The organism is Hahella sp. HN01, from assembly GCF_018986435.1.
Classification (GTDB): Bacteria; Pseudomonadota; Gammaproteobacteria; order Pseudomonadales; family Oleiphilaceae; genus Hahella.
Genome location: NZ_JAHMIN010000026.1, coordinates 107,899 through 122,903, shown reverse-complemented (window position 1 = coordinate 122,903; position 15,005 = coordinate 107,899). Strand labels below are relative to the sequence as shown.

Genomic DNA, 15,005 nt, shown 5'->3' with positions numbered 1-15,005 from the left:
GAAGGAGGTTGGGAAATGGGATCTTTCATCCTGTTTATAGCGGTATTGGTTATTATTTATCAGTTATCGAACATCTCCCGCAATACTGCGGACGCATTGGATAAACAGGTGGCGTTGCAGTATGAAATCGTCGCTGTCGAGAAGCGCCTGGATGAATTGACCGAGTTGCTGAGCGCGCGACAATCTGAGGGTGGACTGGAGAGAGAGGCCATTGCCGACGCGGATGAGCTGGTCAACATTAACCACGCTACGCTTAAGCAGCTGACTGCTTTGCCCAAAATTGGCCGCGCTACGGCTCAGAAGATTGCTGAAGCGAGGCCGTTCTCCAAACCGGAAGACCTGAAACTGGTGCAGGGAATCAATGAAGATATCTTTGCGGATCTGGCGGAAAAAATAACGGTCTGAGTCCGTTGCTTACAACCTTCTGATCCTTCAGGTCTTCTTAGACTTCTGCGGCGGAAGCGCCCTGTTCCCGCCTGTCCGGACGGATAGCGGGCAGGACGGGGCTTCCGCCGCTACTATTATTTATTGACGGCATCCTTCAAGAGCTTGCCAGCCTTGAACCCAACGGTTTTGCTGGCAGGAATTTTAATAGCGGCCCCAGTTTTGGGGTTTTTACCTGTACGTGCGCTCCTATTGCGCTGACTGAAGGTTCCGAATCCGATCAGTGAGACGGTTTCATTACGGGATACCGCGTCGGCTATTTCATCGGTTAACGCGTTCAGTACCTCCGCAGCTTTGCTTTTCGACAAATTCGTGCGTGCTGCAATCGCTGCGGCAAGTTCAGGTTTGCGCATACTCTTCTCCTATCGGGTTTGTATTGTTATTGGTGGCGAACGCTGTGAGCCGAAGTCCTACAAACCCTGCTTCAGGCCCAGCGCTCCTTTAGTTATAGCGGCTCCCGGAGCCCTGTCAAATGCGCGGCGGCGTAATTTCGGCCTTTTTTGAAAGGGGCTTTGGTAACGGTATTTATCGTTTTTTGTCTTTTTGTGCCAAATTTATTGCGCTTTGTGCCGTTCATCTCACAAAAAACCTTCCAGTTTGTCCATAATCTGGCCCGTCCTAAGCATAAACCCCTATGCTCGCCCGGCTGCGGCGACATCGAAGAATAAAGACAAAAGGCAACTGGGAGGTTTTTGTGAGCCCACATTTCTTGAGGTTTTCATCTGCGTTACTGCATTGCGTCAGACCGGTCCGACAGCGGCTTTCCAGCAAGCGCGCGGTGGTTCTCGCCATGACTCTGGCGCTTGCTGGATGCGGCGCGACGCGCAATGTGATGTACAAGACCACTGGCGACGTCATGGTGGGCTTTGCGCAGGAACATCAGACTCCCTTTGTTCTCAGCACGGACGATGTCTCCATGAACTGCGGCATGTCGGAAGCCCTGGCGCCCATGTTGATGTCCTTTGGTCGCGTCCGCGACGAACCCCATTCTCTTGCTGTCATGATCTACGGCTCCGCCGGTATGTGCGCAGAATCCCGCGCCCTCAATGAAGAGCTGCGCTATATGCGTGCGATTCGGGATCAGGACGCTGCGGAAGCCGAAGATGCGTTAATCGCGCAAAAACGCTTTAACACCCTTGCGGCCAAGCGCAACTACGAAGCCTATCAGCATCTCGTCGCCCAATATGGCGAACCTGGTGGAGCCTGTCCGGAACTTGACGAAGACTACGACGAATTCATATGGATGATGGGCATGATTGCCGGCTTGCAGGCGCTTAACAACGAAATTGCGTCGGGAGCAGGGCTGGGCGTACCCACGAATATCGCGGCGAAAGTCGAACGCTCCGCAGCATGTGTGGATGATGACAAGTGGTGGGGCGCGCCCATGGCGATTCGCGCGACAGTTTGGTCCATGCTGCCTGGCGCTGAACCCAAGGGCGAGAACGCATCATTGAGACTGGCTGCTGCGGCGAAGAAAGGCGAGCGCGCAGGCGTGCGTCTGGCGCATGTATTTCAAGCCCTGGCCGCATACGGAAAAGGGGATGTGGCTGCTGTAAAGCAGGTTATTCGCGCCCATGCCAAGTCCAAGGCTAACAAAGAAGCCCCTCCCGAGGCGCGTCTGTTGGACGAGTTGGCGACGACCATGCTGACCGGGTTGTCCGATCGCATGTGGACGGAGCATACCGGCCATCGCACGCCGGTGGGCGCGTTGGGTAAGTTCTGGGACGATAAAAAGCAAACCACAGCGGAGACTGTGGATCTCAGCGATATTTTGTAGCTGACCGGCATGGCGAGAGCGCACCGGATCAATCTCAAAGAGGCTAACGACTGGGAAATTAAAATGAAAACAAGGGCGATAAGAAAACAACTGGCGGCTCTGACCTGCGCCGCCGTCATGACGCTGGCGGGTTCCGCCAGCGCGGAAATGGTGGCGCGTTCGTTCTGCGTGTTTGATCCGATTGGGGCCAACGGTCCACTGTTCAATATCATGAAGACGGCGAAGCCATCTGCGCTGGGTTGGGGTGTGAACCTGGATTTGCGCGCTTACACCGACGAAAAGGTGGCGGCGGAAGATTTCAAAGCCGGGCAGTGTGACGCTGTGTTATTGACGGGCACTCGCGCCCGGGAGTTCAACCGGTTTACCGGCACATTGGAAGCGATGGGCGCGATCCCTGGCGATGAGGAAATGAAACTGCTGCTGCAGACGCTGAACCAACCCAAGGCGGCGGCGCTGCTGACGCAGGGTGAGTTTGAAGTGGCTGGCATTCTACCTGCCGGCGCCGTTTATCTGTTTATTCGAGATCGTAATCTGGATTCCGTAGAGGAGTTGCAAGGCAAAAAGGTCGCCACCCTGGATTACGACAACGCGGCTTTAACAATGGTGCGCCGTGTAGGCGCCTCGGTAGTGAGCGCTAACTCCAGCAACTTCGCCGGTAAATTCAATAACGGCAATGTGGATGTCGCCTACGCACCGGCGGTGGCCTACACCCCATTGGAGCTTTATAAGGGACTGGAGCCGGATGGCGGCGTGTTCAATTACAAACTGGCGCAGATGAACTTCCAGATCATTATTCGCCAGGACCGCTTCCCCGAAGGCTATGGCCAATTGTCGCGGGAGTACGCGGCGGGCCGATATGAGGAAGCCTACCAAATCATCCGCGATGCGGAAGCGGAGATTAAGGACGAGTACTGGATGCGCCCGGCGGCGCAAAAGCTGGAAGGCTACGACAAGTTGCTGCGCGAGGTGCGCATTGCTTTGCGGGACGAGGGCGCCTACGACAGTCGCGCTTTGACGCTGATGCGTAAAGTCCGTTGCAAGACCAACCCCACTGCCGCGGAATGCGTGGAAAACCTCGAGTAATCCGTACCGTTCCGGCTTGGGCGCATAGCCCCGGAGGCCGGCGGGCGGTCATCAAACATCATCTGGATTGCACTAAATCATGAATGGTTCCCTAGCCTATGAGTCCGGCGTAGCCATCGGCCGGACCAGGCGGGAGTGGTTTTCATCATTACCGGTTTGTCTGCTTTTGGCGGCGGTGGTGGCGTTCGGCGCCGCCAGCGATATCCACAATAAAATTCTGCAAATGGGGCAGGCGATTTGGCCGGGATATTACGAGTTGCGTACTGAGCCGGTCGCGCCGGAGTGTAATCCTAACCCAAATATTGAGTCTGAGTTGCAGCGATTGATGGCGCAACAGCAAGCCCCCGCCGACGATCTGGGATTGTTCGAGCCGGACCCTGTCGATCCTGCGACATTGCGGGCGTCTTTACTCAACGCCAAGGCCGCGTGCGTCGAGAAGTTTCAGCGCTATGAAGCCACCAAGGATCGCATCACCCCAGGGCTGAGGGCGTTCCGCGCCGGGGAGCTGTTTGTGGCGGACGTCATCGCATTTGGCCTGACTTCTCAGCGCTTTATCCTGGTGATTCTGGTGTTGATCTGCGCGGCCACTGCGACCGCCGGTCGTCACCATATCGCCATGCGGCCGATGGCGACGGCGCTGGATCATCGTGTTTCCACCGCTTTGCAACTGATCGCCAATGCGATGTTGTTCGCGTCTTCCTGGTCCTTCCGTGAGTTGGGGGTGGCTCATGGCGGCGAATCGCCGCAACGGGACGCATTGCATCTGTTGTGGATGTCCGGGTTTGGCGCTCTGACTCTGATGAGCCTCTGGCAGTTGATCAAAACGCCGGATGACGCCAAGCCAGGGGGCCGCCTTGGCGGAGCGTTACTGAGCGTGCCGTTGTATACCACCATGTGTCTGATATCCGGAACCTACTTCATGCTGGAGGGACATGTCGCGGGAGTGGGTATCTATCTGGATAAGATGATGGATTTATCCGACATGTTCCTGAATGTCGGGCTATATGTCTGGATTGGCATGATGCTGAAGGAGACAAGGCTCGCCAGCCTGGTGTTCAATGTATTTCACCCTTGGAAGATGCCTCCGGAAATGCTCGCCTTTGTGGCGATCGCTGTCGCCGCCATACCCACGGCGTATACCGGCGCCTCGGGCATATTCGTGATCGCGGCGGGCTCGGTTATCTATCTGGAACTACGTAAAGCCGGGGCGCGCCGCCAACTGGCCTTAGCGGCCACAGCTATTTCCGGCAGCCTTGGCGTAGTGCTGCGTCCTTGTCTGCTGGTGGTGATCATCGCCTATTTGAACCGGGAAGTGACTACGGATCAATTGTTCGGCTGGGGCGGCAAAGTATTCGTGCTGACGTTAATGCTGTTCGCCGCCTTCAGTATGACCATGAACCGGTGCAGCCCTATTGCGCTGGCTCCGGTGCGCGTCGCTGCGCCAGCCATGCTGGCCGCGTTAAAACCGCTTATCCCTTATGTGTTGGCGATCAGCGCCGTCGCTCTGGTTTATTCCTGGGGATTAGGCGTTGCTCTCAATGAGTTTACCGCCCCGCGCATATTGCCGGTGATGATGCTGACTATCCTGATTTACGAGCGCTATCGAAAACCAAGCGTGGCGGAAACAAAAGAGTCTTCCAAACAAGGAAAACAAGCTGGATTTGAGAAGGCATTGCGCTCGGCGACGAATGAAACGACGACTCATATCGGCGCGCTGTTATTCTTAATGGGTCTTTCCGTCAGTGTAGGTGGCGTGATAGAGCGTTCTGGCCTGATGGAAATCTTCCCGCACAGCTTCGCCAGTGTCTGGATTGTCATGCTGATGTTGGTGGCGATATTAGTGGTGATAGGGATGGTGATGGACCCTTATGGCGCCGTCATTCTCGTCAGTGCGACCATCGCCAGGATTGCTTATGACAATGGCGTCGATCCCGTTCATTTCTGGATGGTGACCCTGGTGGCCTTTGAATTGGGCTATTTAAGCCCACCAGTGGCGCTCAATCATTTATTAACACGGCAAGTGGTTGGAGAAGAGGAAATCCGCTTGGCGCAAATGGAAGGGGGAAGCTTCTATCAACGTCATGAACGTATTCTCATGCCGCTGCTGGTGCTGGGTAGCGCTTTGGTCATCGTGGCTTTTGGGCCATTAGCTTATCAAGCATGGAGCTAGCCAGCTTCTGATACGTTGACGGTAAAATCTGGACATAAAAAAACCCGGCGAACCGGGTTTTTTGACAGAGCCGTCGCTTAGTCCAAAGAAGGACCCGCTGCGCGGATAGCGTCGGAAACGTCGAACTTTTTGAAGTTCTCCACGAACTGCTGGATCAGATCCTGCGCCTTGGCGTCGTAAGCTTCTTTGTCCGCCCAGGTGTTGCGCGGGTTCAGCAGTACGCTGTCTACGCCTTCCAGTTCTTTAGGAACAGTCAGGTTCAGTTTTTCCAGGTGCTCCGTTTCGACATCCGCCAGCTCACCGCTTTGGATGGCGCTGATGATGGCGCGAGTCACAGGAATGCTGAAGCGCTTGCCTACGCCGTGGGAGCCGCCGGTCCAGCCAGTGTTGACCAGATAAACCTTGCTGCCGAATTCGTCCATACGCTTCATTAACAGTTCTGCGTAAACGCCAGCAGGGCGAGGGAAAAACGGTGCGCCGAAGCAGGTGGAGAAAGTGGATTTCAGCTTGGAGCTGGAGCCCATCTCGGTGGAGCCTACCAGGGCGGTATAGCCGCTCAGGAAGTGGTAAGCCGCTGCTTCTTTGCTCAGGATGGAAACGGGAGGCAATACGCCAGTCATATCGCAAGTCAGGAAGACGATCGCAGACGGTTCGCCTGCGCGGTTTTCCAGCACGCGCTTTTCCACGTGCTCAAGCGGGTAGGCGCAGCGAGTGTTTTCGGTCAGAGATACGTCAGTGTAGTCCGGCGTGCGGTCTTGATCGTCAATGACAACGTTCTCGACGATGGCGCCAAAACGAATAGCGTTCCAGATAACCGGCTCATTTTTCTGGCTTAGATCGATACACTTCGCATAGCAGCCGCCTTCCACGTTGAAAACCGTGCCGCGTCCCCAGCCGTGCTCATCGTCGCCGATCAGAAAACGGGACTCGTCAGCAGACAGCGTGGTTTTGCCAGTGCCGGACAAACCGAAGAACAGGCATGTCTGACCATCTTCGCCGACGTTGGCGGAGCAGTGCATGGGCAGCACGTCTTTTTCCGGCAGCAGGAAGTTCTGCACGGAGAACATCGCCTTCTTCATTTCTCCTGCGTACCGCATGCCGGCCAGTAATACTTTGCGGCGCGCAAAGTTGATGATTACTGCGCCATCGCTGTTGGTCCCGTCGCGTTCAGGCTCGCACACGAAGTCTGGAATGTTCATCACTTGCCATTCCTGTTTGTCCGCCGGGTTGTAACGCTCGGGGCGAATGAACAGGTTACGGCCGAACAGGTTGTGCCAGGCAGTTTCGGTGGTGACTTTGATAGGTAGGTAGTGCTCGGGATCGGCGCCTACGTGCAGGTGGGAAACGAATCGGTCGCGGGTGGAGATGTAATCTTCGACGCGGTCCCAAAGCGCATCGAATTTCTCTGCATCGAAGGGGCGGTTAATCGCGCCCCAGTCGATCGCATCCGCAGTGCTGGGCTCCTGTACGATGAAACGATCCATTGGGGAGCGTCCCGTTCGTTTTCCGGTGTTGACCACCAGGGAGCCGTTGGCGGCCATGCGGCCTTCTTTACGGCAAATAGACTGTTCAACCAACTCGGCTGAACTAAGATCTGTATATATATTGCTCACTTAACCTCGCCCTCATTATAACAATCATAGGCGCAGACGCCGCCGTTCTTTTAGGTTTTGTTATGCTCGGGACGCGCTGCGTTATCGCAAACAGGGGCGCTATTATGCCAAAAGCAGGTTGAAAAGACGACAGTTTCCGGGTGTGCGTAAGGCCTAGTCCTGCGGGCGTTTCCGGCCCGCCCCGTGGGGGCCGGCCGGGGTGCGCGAAACGGTTCGCGCGCGCGTCAGGTTCAGTGAAGGGTGGGGGAGTCGAATAACTGCTCTATGCGCTCGCGGCCAAAGCTATAGCGCTGCATGCAAAACTGGCAGTTCATTTCTATTTCGCCGCTCTCATCCAAGATGGATAAGGCTTCTTCGCGGCCCAGGGATTTAACCACTTCCAGGGTTCTCTCTTCTGAGCAGGAGCACCAGAAACTGGCGGGTTCTTCCTGCAGGACTCTGACGGACTCCTCATGGAACAGGCGATGCAACACTTCTTCCGCGGGCAAACTGAATAACTCATCCGCCGTTAGCGTGGCGGATAGCGCAACGATACGCTCCCAGTTTTCAGCGGAGTGCTCGCCGCCACGGGCTGCGGGAAGTTGTTGTAACAGCAGTCCACCCCAGCGCCCGTTGGACTCATATAGCCAGATTCTGGTCGCCAGCTGCTCGGAGCGCTCAAAGTATTCTTCCAGACAGGCGGAAAGTGAATCCGAAGAGAGAGGCACAATGCCTTGATAGCGCTGACCATTTTGAGGCGTAATAGTTATCGCGAGAGCGGCGCGATTTCCCAGCAATTGCTTTAATGACGCGCTGTTTGGCGTACCTTCCCAGCGAGCGATGCCGCGGGCGGTGCGGCGATGAGTCGCTTCAGCCATCAATAGGCGTAACTCCCCTTCGCCGGTGGCCTGCAGGGTGGTGTCACCCTTGATTTTGAGCGTCGCACTCAGCAGCAGACCCGCGCTTAAAGCCTGGCCCAGTAAAGACTGGATGGCCTGTGGGTAGTCATGGCGAGACAGCGCGTCCTGTATGGTTTTTTCCAAAACCAGCAGTTCGCCGCGGATGTCCAGTTCGTCAAAAATAAAGCGTTGCAGTAAATCGGCTTTCATGAGTGAGGAAATATCCTGCTCTAATCAATATTAATCGTGTTCAGCTTGTTCTTTGAAGCGGTGGATCATACGCCGTTGCTTCTTCGTCGGCCTGCGCGCCGGCGGCAATTGCGCCGCCTGAATCTGCTTCTGCTGCCAGGCCAGTTGTTCGCGTTTTTCGACGCTGGCTTCCGTTTCTTGATATAGCTTCTGCGCCACAGGGGCCGGGCCGCGTTTTTCGGAGATGTCCAGTACCAGCACAGTCTTTTCCGACCAGCCCTGTTTGAGCGTGACCTCCGCCCCGGCTTCAACTACCCGTCCGGGCTTAACGCGGGCTCCATTATAGTGCACTCTGCCGCCTTCAATGGCCTCTTTGGCGAGGGTGCGGGTTTTGTAGAAGCGCGCGGCCCATAACCACTTATCCAACCGCACTTTGTGTTCTGTCGCTGAAGCCTGCTCCTTCATTTATTACCTGTCTCTAAACTTTACTGTTGACGAAGACGTTGGCAGGCAAAATCTGATCGAAGTGCAGAATGCCCTTAAATTCCGTCTCTTCATTTGCGGGGCGCTTACTGTCCGGGTGCAAGACCGCCAGCAAGTGCGCGACGCCGTATTCTTTGGCTGAGCGCAGTACGGGTAAGCTGTCGTCTATCAATAGCGCTCTGTCCGGCTGGAATGGCTCAACCTCCTGCAAACGGCTCCAAAATGCGATGTCCTCTTTGGGAACCCCAAAGTCGTGGGAGCTGACAATGTTGTCAAAATAAGGCGTCAGGTCGACCTGGCGTAACTTGAGGTCAAGGCTTTTGCGATGGGCATTGGTCACCATTACCACTCGATGATGGCTGTCCCGCATTGTCTTGAGGAACTCCTCAACAAAGGGGCGATAGCCAATAAGATGTCGAACTTCTTCTTTTAGCGTGGGAATGTCGACGTCCAGCTCACGGCTCCAATAGTCGAGACAGTACCAGTTCAGCTGCCCCTGCAGTTGGCGGACTTTATCGAGCAGGTCCTTGCTCACAACTTCTGGATGAATATCTTTAAGCTCCGCCAAGCGCTTTGGCAGGTGCTCCATCCAGAAAAAATTGTCGAAATGTAAGTCCAGTAATGTGCCATCCATATCAAGCAATATGGTGTCGATGGCGCTCCAATCCAGCATGCAATAACCTTCTTTACTTCATGAGTAACTCTGTTAGATTGTAACTCTTTCAAAGAGTACAGGACAGGCGCGCGCAAAGATGGCGTCGTCCCCCTTCCCATCAGGACAAGGTTACATGATAGATAAAAACACCATTGAGCGTATGCATGCCGAAATTCAAGGGATTATGGATGCGGCCGGAGCAGCGATTCTCGATGTATATGAAAAAGCGGAATCCATTGAAATCACCACCAAAGACGATGACTCCCCATTGACCCAGGCGGATCGCAGAGCCCATGCAATTATTGCCGAAGGCCTGCGAAAAATGCCGGAAGGGTTTCCTGTGCTGTCGGAGGAGTCCACCTTGCCGGACTACGAAGAGCGCCGCCAGTGGACGACCTATTGGCTGGTCGACCCGCTCGACGGCACCAAGGAGTTTATTAACCGAAACGGTGAGTTCACTGTCAATATCGCGTTGATTCATGAAGGCTTTCCGGTTGCAGGTTGGGTGTATGTGCCTGTGAGAAGCCAGTTATATTATGGCTGGAGTCTGGATGGCGACGCTGCCGCATTTTTGGCGGAGAATGGCGCATCTCATGCGATCGCCGCCCGCAAGCTGAACCCGGAGGCGGAAGTTGTGGTGGTGGCCAGCCGTCGTCATGGAGGCGAAGCGCTGCAGCCTATGCTGGATAAAGCGGAAGCGCGCTTTGCAAAACTAGAACGCAAGAGCATCGGCAGTTCTCTTAAAATCTGTCTGGTGGCGGAAGGCAAAGCGGATTGGTATCCCCGTCTGGCGCCGACCTCCGAGTGGGATACCGCTGCGGCACATGCGGTGCTACTTGGAGCGGGGGGCGTTATGGTGGACGCAGAATACAAACCGTTGCGTTATAACTCTAAAGAAAGCATCTTGAATCCGCATTTTCACGCTATCGCAGACGATGGCGAAGTATGGAAAGAGCTGGTGCTCTAGTCTAGTTGCGGAAGCCCTGCTTCAAAGGTAGGGGCATTAAAACGAAAAAGCCGGCTTACGCCGGCTTTTTGTATTCTAAACGTAGTCTGTCGACTTAATTTTGAGCGCCTTCGTCGCCCAAAGTCACCACTTTCTCTTTACGGCCAACCCGGGTGCAGCCCAAGCAGCGTACAAAAGTGGTTTTGGCTGGGCCGATAACCAGAGTCTCCGCCGCTTCGCCAGCGTTTCCACCCAAGGCGGAAAAGGGCAGTGACGCGACATAAACGACAGAGCCAATGACGGTGATGCCGAACAGCACTGGACGGGCGAACAGAGCGTCACCGGTCATGGCCAACGCGGATGGCTTTTCCTCCACGGTTTCGCTGTATCCTGCAGTAGGCATGACAAAAGCTGCAGTGGCGACAACAATACTAATCCAACGAATAAGCGTCTGGCGCATGGGTGAACTCTCCCAATTAACAAATCCAATAGTCTATCTATTAAGACAAATATAACAGGCTTTTGAAAACTTTCTAAAAAAGAATCAGCTGTTTTGCAATAATATTTTGTGTATTTTCTAACTTTGCCGCGCCCCTGTCGACGCCTTTTGTTGAGTTTGTGACATTCTCCCATCAGGCGCCTGTAGCGATAGTCAGCTTATCTTACCGTTGGCAAGAGGGGCAAAACACGCTTGCCCGCTGGCCTAATTTGATTTCTTTGAGTTCCGTTTTACACAGGATGCAGGGCTGTCCGCCACGACCATAAGCCCGCAGCGTTTGCTGAAAATAACCGGGCTTGCCGTCTCCGCCTACAAAATCACGCAAAGTGGTGCCGCCCATGTTGATGGCGTCGCTTAGTACTTTTCTTACCGCATCCGCCAGAGCCTGATAACGTTTTAGGCTAACTTCTCCTGCTGGTCGCGTGGGGCGGATGCCCGCCAGGAACAGAGCTTCATTCGCGTAAATATTGCCTACGCCGACCACGATGGCTTGGTCCATGAGAAATGTTTTTACCGGTGACTTGCGTTGTCGGGACAACTTATAAAGAAGCTCTCCACTGAACTGGTCGCTCAAGGGCTCAGGACCGAGATGTCTCAGCAGGGGGTGTTCCTGCGTTGGCGGATTTAGCAGCAACAGGCAGCCGAAACGTCGCGGATCGTTGTAACGCAGAGTTATATCGCCTTCGAGCAATATATCTACATGATCATGCTTCATGCGTGGGGTTTCCGGCGCCACGATGCGCAGATTGCCGGACATTCCCAAATGAAAAAGCAGCTCATTTTCACCCAGATTGATTAACAGATATTTGGCGCGCCGGGTGACGTCCTGCACCGTTTTGCCCTCGGCGGCGGCAGGCAAGTCGGCTGGCACCGGCCAGCGTAGCCGTGGTTCATAGACATTTACTTTAAGAATTTTACGGCCGGTGATGTGGGGCGCGACGCCTCTGCGGGTGGTTTCCACCTCTGGTAATTCTGGCACGGGGTAAACCTTTGTCTTCGAACTGGGTAAGAGGGTGAACGTTATCGGCTTGATTATACCCCACGGAAAAGGTGGGGCTCTGAGCATTCGCCGCGTAAAAATCACAGTCTAACCATGAGGTTGCGAAAAACCTATAGAGAACTTCCCCGAGATAGCATGAGTTAGCCTTTGTAATCGCTGATTGCAGAGTGCGAACATCGTCCCGTTTCAGGCCGGCTTTTCAGCAATTTCTTACAAACTTTAATATGCGGGCGCGCAAAGTTTAGCGTACACTTGTACGCTCAAATTTCGGGATACAACAAGAGAGATTTCCACATGTGGTATGAAGGCCTGCTGGGGCTGACTGCTTGGCAAACCGTCCTGGCGACCCTGATTCTTACGCAAATCACCATTGTGAGCGTCACTGTTTACTTACACCGTCATTCAGCTCATAACTCAGTCGATCTGCATCCGGCGTTAGCACATTTTTTCCGTTTCTGGCTGTGGCTGACAACAGGCATGATTACGAAAGAGTGGACAGCTGTACACCGTAAACATCATGCGAAGTGTGAGACTGAAGAGGACCCGCACAGCCCGGTGAAAAAAGGGCTGAAGACCGTATTTTGGAGTGGCGCGGAGCTCTATAAAGCCGGCGCTACAGAGGAAACCCTCAAGCGTTACGGACAACGCACCCCGGAAGACTGGCTGGAGCGTAACCTATATGCTCCCTACAACTGGATTGGCATCACCGTCATGGCAGTGATTGACCTGCTGCTGTTCGGCGCTAAGGGAATTACCGTATGGGCGGTGCAGATGATGTGGATTCCCTTCTTTGCCGCTGGCGTTATTAACGGGATTGCGCACTTCTTTGGCTACCGCAATTTTGAATGCACCGACAACGCCAGAAATATTTCGCCCTGGGGCTTTTTCATTGGCGGCGAAGAACTGCACAACAATCATCACACCTATCCGCATTCGCCCAAGCTTTCCGTTAAACCCTGGGAGTTTGATATTGGCTGGATGTGGATCAAGATCTTTGAATTTCTTCGTCTGGCCAAAGCCAAGCCTGTCGGCCCAATTGCGCATCAGGTGCCCGGAAAGGCGCTGCTGGATGTGGATACACTGATGGCCATCGCCAACAACCGCTTTCAAGTGATGGTGCAGTATCGTAAGAAAGTGCTGGCTCCGTTACTAAATGAGCGCAAGCTGCAACTGCCACCGGAAGAACGCACATTACTGCAGAAAGTGCGTAAGTTGATGTATCGGGAGGAATCTCTGATTCATCCGCAAGAACATCACCGCTTGCAGGAAGTGCTGGCGAAGCATGAAACCCTGCAGATGATCTATCAAAAGAGCAAAGAGCTGCAGGCGATCTGGAAACGTCAGCCAGGCATGCAATATCAGGATAAAGTCGCGGCTTTGCGTGAATGGTGTCATCAGGCGGAGCAAAGCGGCGTGCGCCATTTGGAGGAGTTTGCCGCCTGGCTGAAATCCTTCTCTTTGGTCCCGGCGCCTGCGGTGGCGCGATAGCGGCTTTATCTGCCTGGCATATCTCTGGAAAGACCGGCGGAAGCCGGTCTTTTTTCTCCTCTTTCCTTAATCATTGACCATACTTTCCTCTGACTCAGGCGAGAATCAGTCCGCCGCACTTTGCGCTGTTCATCTATCAGGAGGAAACATGAAAAGCGAAAGCACAGTCGGGACTTTCTTATATATCTCTTTGCTCACCTTGCTCATCCTTGGCGGGTGTGATTCTGACAACAACTCATCAGATAGCGGTAGTAGCGGAAGCGTGTCCGCTACGGTTGATTTCCCCACAGGCGTGACTGTGGCCAGTCCTGTGGACGCCTCCAGTGGTCTGGGCGCTCTAAGCGTTGGCGACAAATCGCAACGGAAGGAACTTCCCCGTGTTGCGTTTTCCGCCTTGGCGGTGGCGTCTTCAAGCGCCTACACGGAAACGTCTGCGACCATCTCTCGGGTTTTGAGCCGAGACTTGGCGTTGACTGCGAGCTTTGATCCGACGGCGTTCTTTACCCGCGGTGGTAATGCCTCCTGTTACGGACCGACATTAAAGTGGCAAAACCACCCTGACGCGGGGATGGGCGATCCCGGCTCGGGCGAACTGCCGAGTGGGGATCTGGGGATTTGGAACGCCAGCACGGAGGACGGGGAAGCTTGTGCGGCGGCCCAGTTGAACGCGCGAATGCGGGATGTTCAAGCGCGAGTAGGAATGGGGATGCTGACATTGGCCGGGATGGTGGCGGTTTACGAGTCTACTGGCGCGACCTGGCCGGACGATATCAGCCCGGGAGCGAGTGTCGACCTGACGGATGAGCTGAACGCGTTGAGTCTGAGCAGCATGACTTTTAACAGTGCGACCATGAGCCTGGATGCCGGCGGCTCTGTCTGGTCTTACAGTTTGTCCGTGAGCTACGACGACGGATCTGGAGCTCGCAATATCGTATTGAGTCTACAACACGCGATTACTGATCGTGACACGGGTCTGTTCGAAGGTTTATTTTCGTACATTGTAGAGGACGTTTTCACTGGCGGTAATTGCGGCGTGGGGGATAACAACGTCTCCCACAATGGTTCCGTCCACTACAAGAAAACGGGTTCCACCAACGTCACTTTGCAATCAAGAAGCGCTACAGCCTGTGGCTGGGCCAGTACGACGCCAGCAGCGGATATCCGGGATAATCTGGTTTCCTCTACGGTATTGAGCGAGGCCTTTGCTGTTGATCCGGGTGGGGCGTGGGCGGACAACTTTAATGTATTTACTGCTGAGTTTAATACTGACAGTCTGCTGGGCCTCTATTCTTATTCGTGGCAGGCGGGTTCAGGCGATTCCCATGCGCGGATTTTAGATGTAGGTATAGAGACCACGGCCGGAGGCGAAGCATACTTTGGTTTTGGCGACAGGGTTCAGGAGAGTCTGAGCGGCCAAATTAATGGATTTATCTGCAACTGGGCTGGCCCGGGAGGCGATCACAGCCCAACGGACTTTAATCAATACGCCCAGAGACAGTTTCTGACTTATGACTCGACCAGCGACAAATACATCGTCTCCAGCGATGGTTCGTCAGATATTACCTATGCCCCAACCAATATCTGCATGTATGCAGGCGGCGCCTTTTTATATGATCGGGATCTGGATAGTGACTTGAGTGATGAAAACGCCAGCACTGTCAACGTTGTGGACGGCGGCTCGCCATTGGATTTTGACTTAATGACGGTATCCGACTCGGAAGCCAATATCTGGGAGCACATCCTCGCTCGCGGCTACAGTCTTCCCGTATATCCTTGATAA

Annotated in this window: 14 protein-coding genes; 7 read left to right on the top strand and 7 right to left on the bottom strand. The window is 54.4% G+C overall.

Annotation, left to right across the window (positions count from 1 at the left end; translation table 11 throughout):
* The first annotated feature begins 15 nt into the window (after nt 1-15).
* Complete coding sequence (locus tag KP814_RS22475) at nt 16-405, top strand: helix-hairpin-helix domain-containing protein (protein ID WP_216738873.1); 390 nt, start codon at nt 16-18, stop codon at nt 403-405.
* Between the two features lie 116 nt (nt 406-521).
* Here the strand turns inward: KP814_RS22475 and KP814_RS22470 are convergent, their stop codons facing one another.
* Nucleotides 522-797 (bottom strand): HU family DNA-binding protein, encoded by a 276-nt coding sequence (locus KP814_RS22470; protein ID WP_011394537.1) that lies wholly within the window; start codon nt 795-797, stop codon nt 522-524.
* A 341-nt stretch (nt 798-1,138) separates the two neighbouring features.
* On the opposite strand from KP814_RS22470, the gene KP814_RS22465 reads away from it, so the two are divergent.
* The 3 genes from KP814_RS22465 to KP814_RS22455 all read left to right on the top strand — a co-directional run bounded on the left by KP814_RS22465 (nt 1,139) and on the right by KP814_RS22455 (nt 5,474).
* The gene (locus KP814_RS22465; protein WP_216738872.1) at nt 1,139-2,221 is read left to right on the top strand and encodes a hypothetical protein; all 1,083 of its coding nucleotides are present in this window, start codon (nt 1,139-1,141) and stop codon (nt 2,219-2,221) included.
* 63 nt (nt 2,222-2,284) lie between these two features.
* Nucleotides 2,285-3,304 (top strand): putative solute-binding protein, encoded by a 1,020-nt coding sequence (locus KP814_RS22460; RefSeq protein WP_216738871.1) that lies wholly within the window; start codon nt 2,285-2,287, stop codon nt 3,302-3,304.
* Between the two features lie 79 nt (nt 3,305-3,383).
* On the top strand, nt 3,384-5,474 hold the full coding sequence (locus KP814_RS22455) for a TRAP transporter large permease subunit (RefSeq protein ID WP_216738870.1): 2,091 nt from the start codon (nt 3,384-3,386) through the stop codon (nt 5,472-5,474).
* A 77-nt stretch (nt 5,475-5,551) separates the two neighbouring features.
* Here KP814_RS22455 and KP814_RS22450 read toward each other — a convergent pair whose 3' ends face one another.
* The 4 genes from KP814_RS22450 to yrfG all read right to left on the bottom strand — a co-directional run bounded on the left by KP814_RS22450 (nt 5,552) and on the right by yrfG (nt 9,310).
* The gene (locus KP814_RS22450) at nt 5,552-7,087 is read right to left on the bottom strand and encodes a phosphoenolpyruvate carboxykinase (RefSeq protein WP_216738869.1); all 1,536 of its coding nucleotides are present in this window, start codon (nt 7,085-7,087) and stop codon (nt 5,552-5,554) included.
* Nucleotides 7,088-7,317: 230 nt separating this feature from the next.
* Nucleotides 7,318-8,175 carry an Hsp33 family molecular chaperone HslO gene (hslO, locus tag KP814_RS22445; RefSeq protein ID WP_216738868.1) on the bottom strand — a complete coding sequence of 286 codons (858 nt, stop codon included), beginning with the start codon at nt 8,173-8,175 and terminating at the stop codon, nt 7,318-7,320.
* A 30-nt stretch (nt 8,176-8,205) separates the two neighbouring features.
* Entirely contained in the window at nt 8,206-8,619 is a 414-nt protein-coding gene (gene hslR / locus KP814_RS22440; RefSeq protein ID WP_127968192.1) for a ribosome-associated heat shock protein Hsp15, read from the bottom strand.
* A 13-nt stretch (nt 8,620-8,632) separates the two neighbouring features.
* Nucleotides 8,633-9,310, bottom strand: a complete 678-nt coding sequence (yrfG, locus tag KP814_RS22435) for a GMP/IMP nucleotidase (protein WP_216738867.1) — start codon at nt 9,308-9,310, stop codon at nt 8,633-8,635.
* 115 nt (nt 9,311-9,425) lie between these two features.
* On the opposite strand from yrfG, the gene cysQ reads away from it, so the two are divergent.
* On the top strand, nt 9,426-10,259 hold the full coding sequence (gene cysQ, locus KP814_RS22430; protein WP_216738866.1) for a 3'(2'),5'-bisphosphate nucleotidase CysQ: 834 nt from the start codon (nt 9,426-9,428) through the stop codon (nt 10,257-10,259).
* Nucleotides 10,260-10,353: 94 nt separating this feature from the next.
* Here cysQ and KP814_RS22425 read toward each other — a convergent pair whose 3' ends face one another.
* Nucleotides 10,354-10,698, bottom strand: coding sequence for a hypothetical protein (locus KP814_RS22425; RefSeq protein WP_216738865.1), 345 nt, complete (start codon nt 10,696-10,698; stop codon nt 10,354-10,356).
* Nucleotides 10,699-10,900: 202 nt separating this feature from the next.
* Nucleotides 10,901-11,716, bottom strand: coding sequence for a bifunctional DNA-formamidopyrimidine glycosylase/DNA-(apurinic or apyrimidinic site) lyase (mutM, locus tag KP814_RS22420; RefSeq protein ID WP_216738864.1), 816 nt, complete (start codon nt 11,714-11,716; stop codon nt 10,901-10,903).
* A 315-nt stretch (nt 11,717-12,031) separates the two neighbouring features.
* Between mutM and KP814_RS22415 the strand changes: the two genes are divergently transcribed.
* Both KP814_RS22415 and KP814_RS22410 read left to right on the top strand, forming a co-directional pair.
* Nucleotides 12,032-13,225 (top strand): acyl-CoA desaturase, encoded by a 1,194-nt coding sequence (locus KP814_RS22415; RefSeq protein WP_127968197.1) that lies wholly within the window; start codon nt 12,032-12,034, stop codon nt 13,223-13,225.
* A 148-nt stretch (nt 13,226-13,373) separates the two neighbouring features.
* Nucleotides 13,374-15,002, top strand: a complete 1,629-nt coding sequence (locus tag KP814_RS22410) for a hypothetical protein (RefSeq protein WP_216738863.1) — start codon at nt 13,374-13,376, stop codon at nt 15,000-15,002.
* Nucleotides 15,003-15,005: the final 3 nt, after the last annotated feature.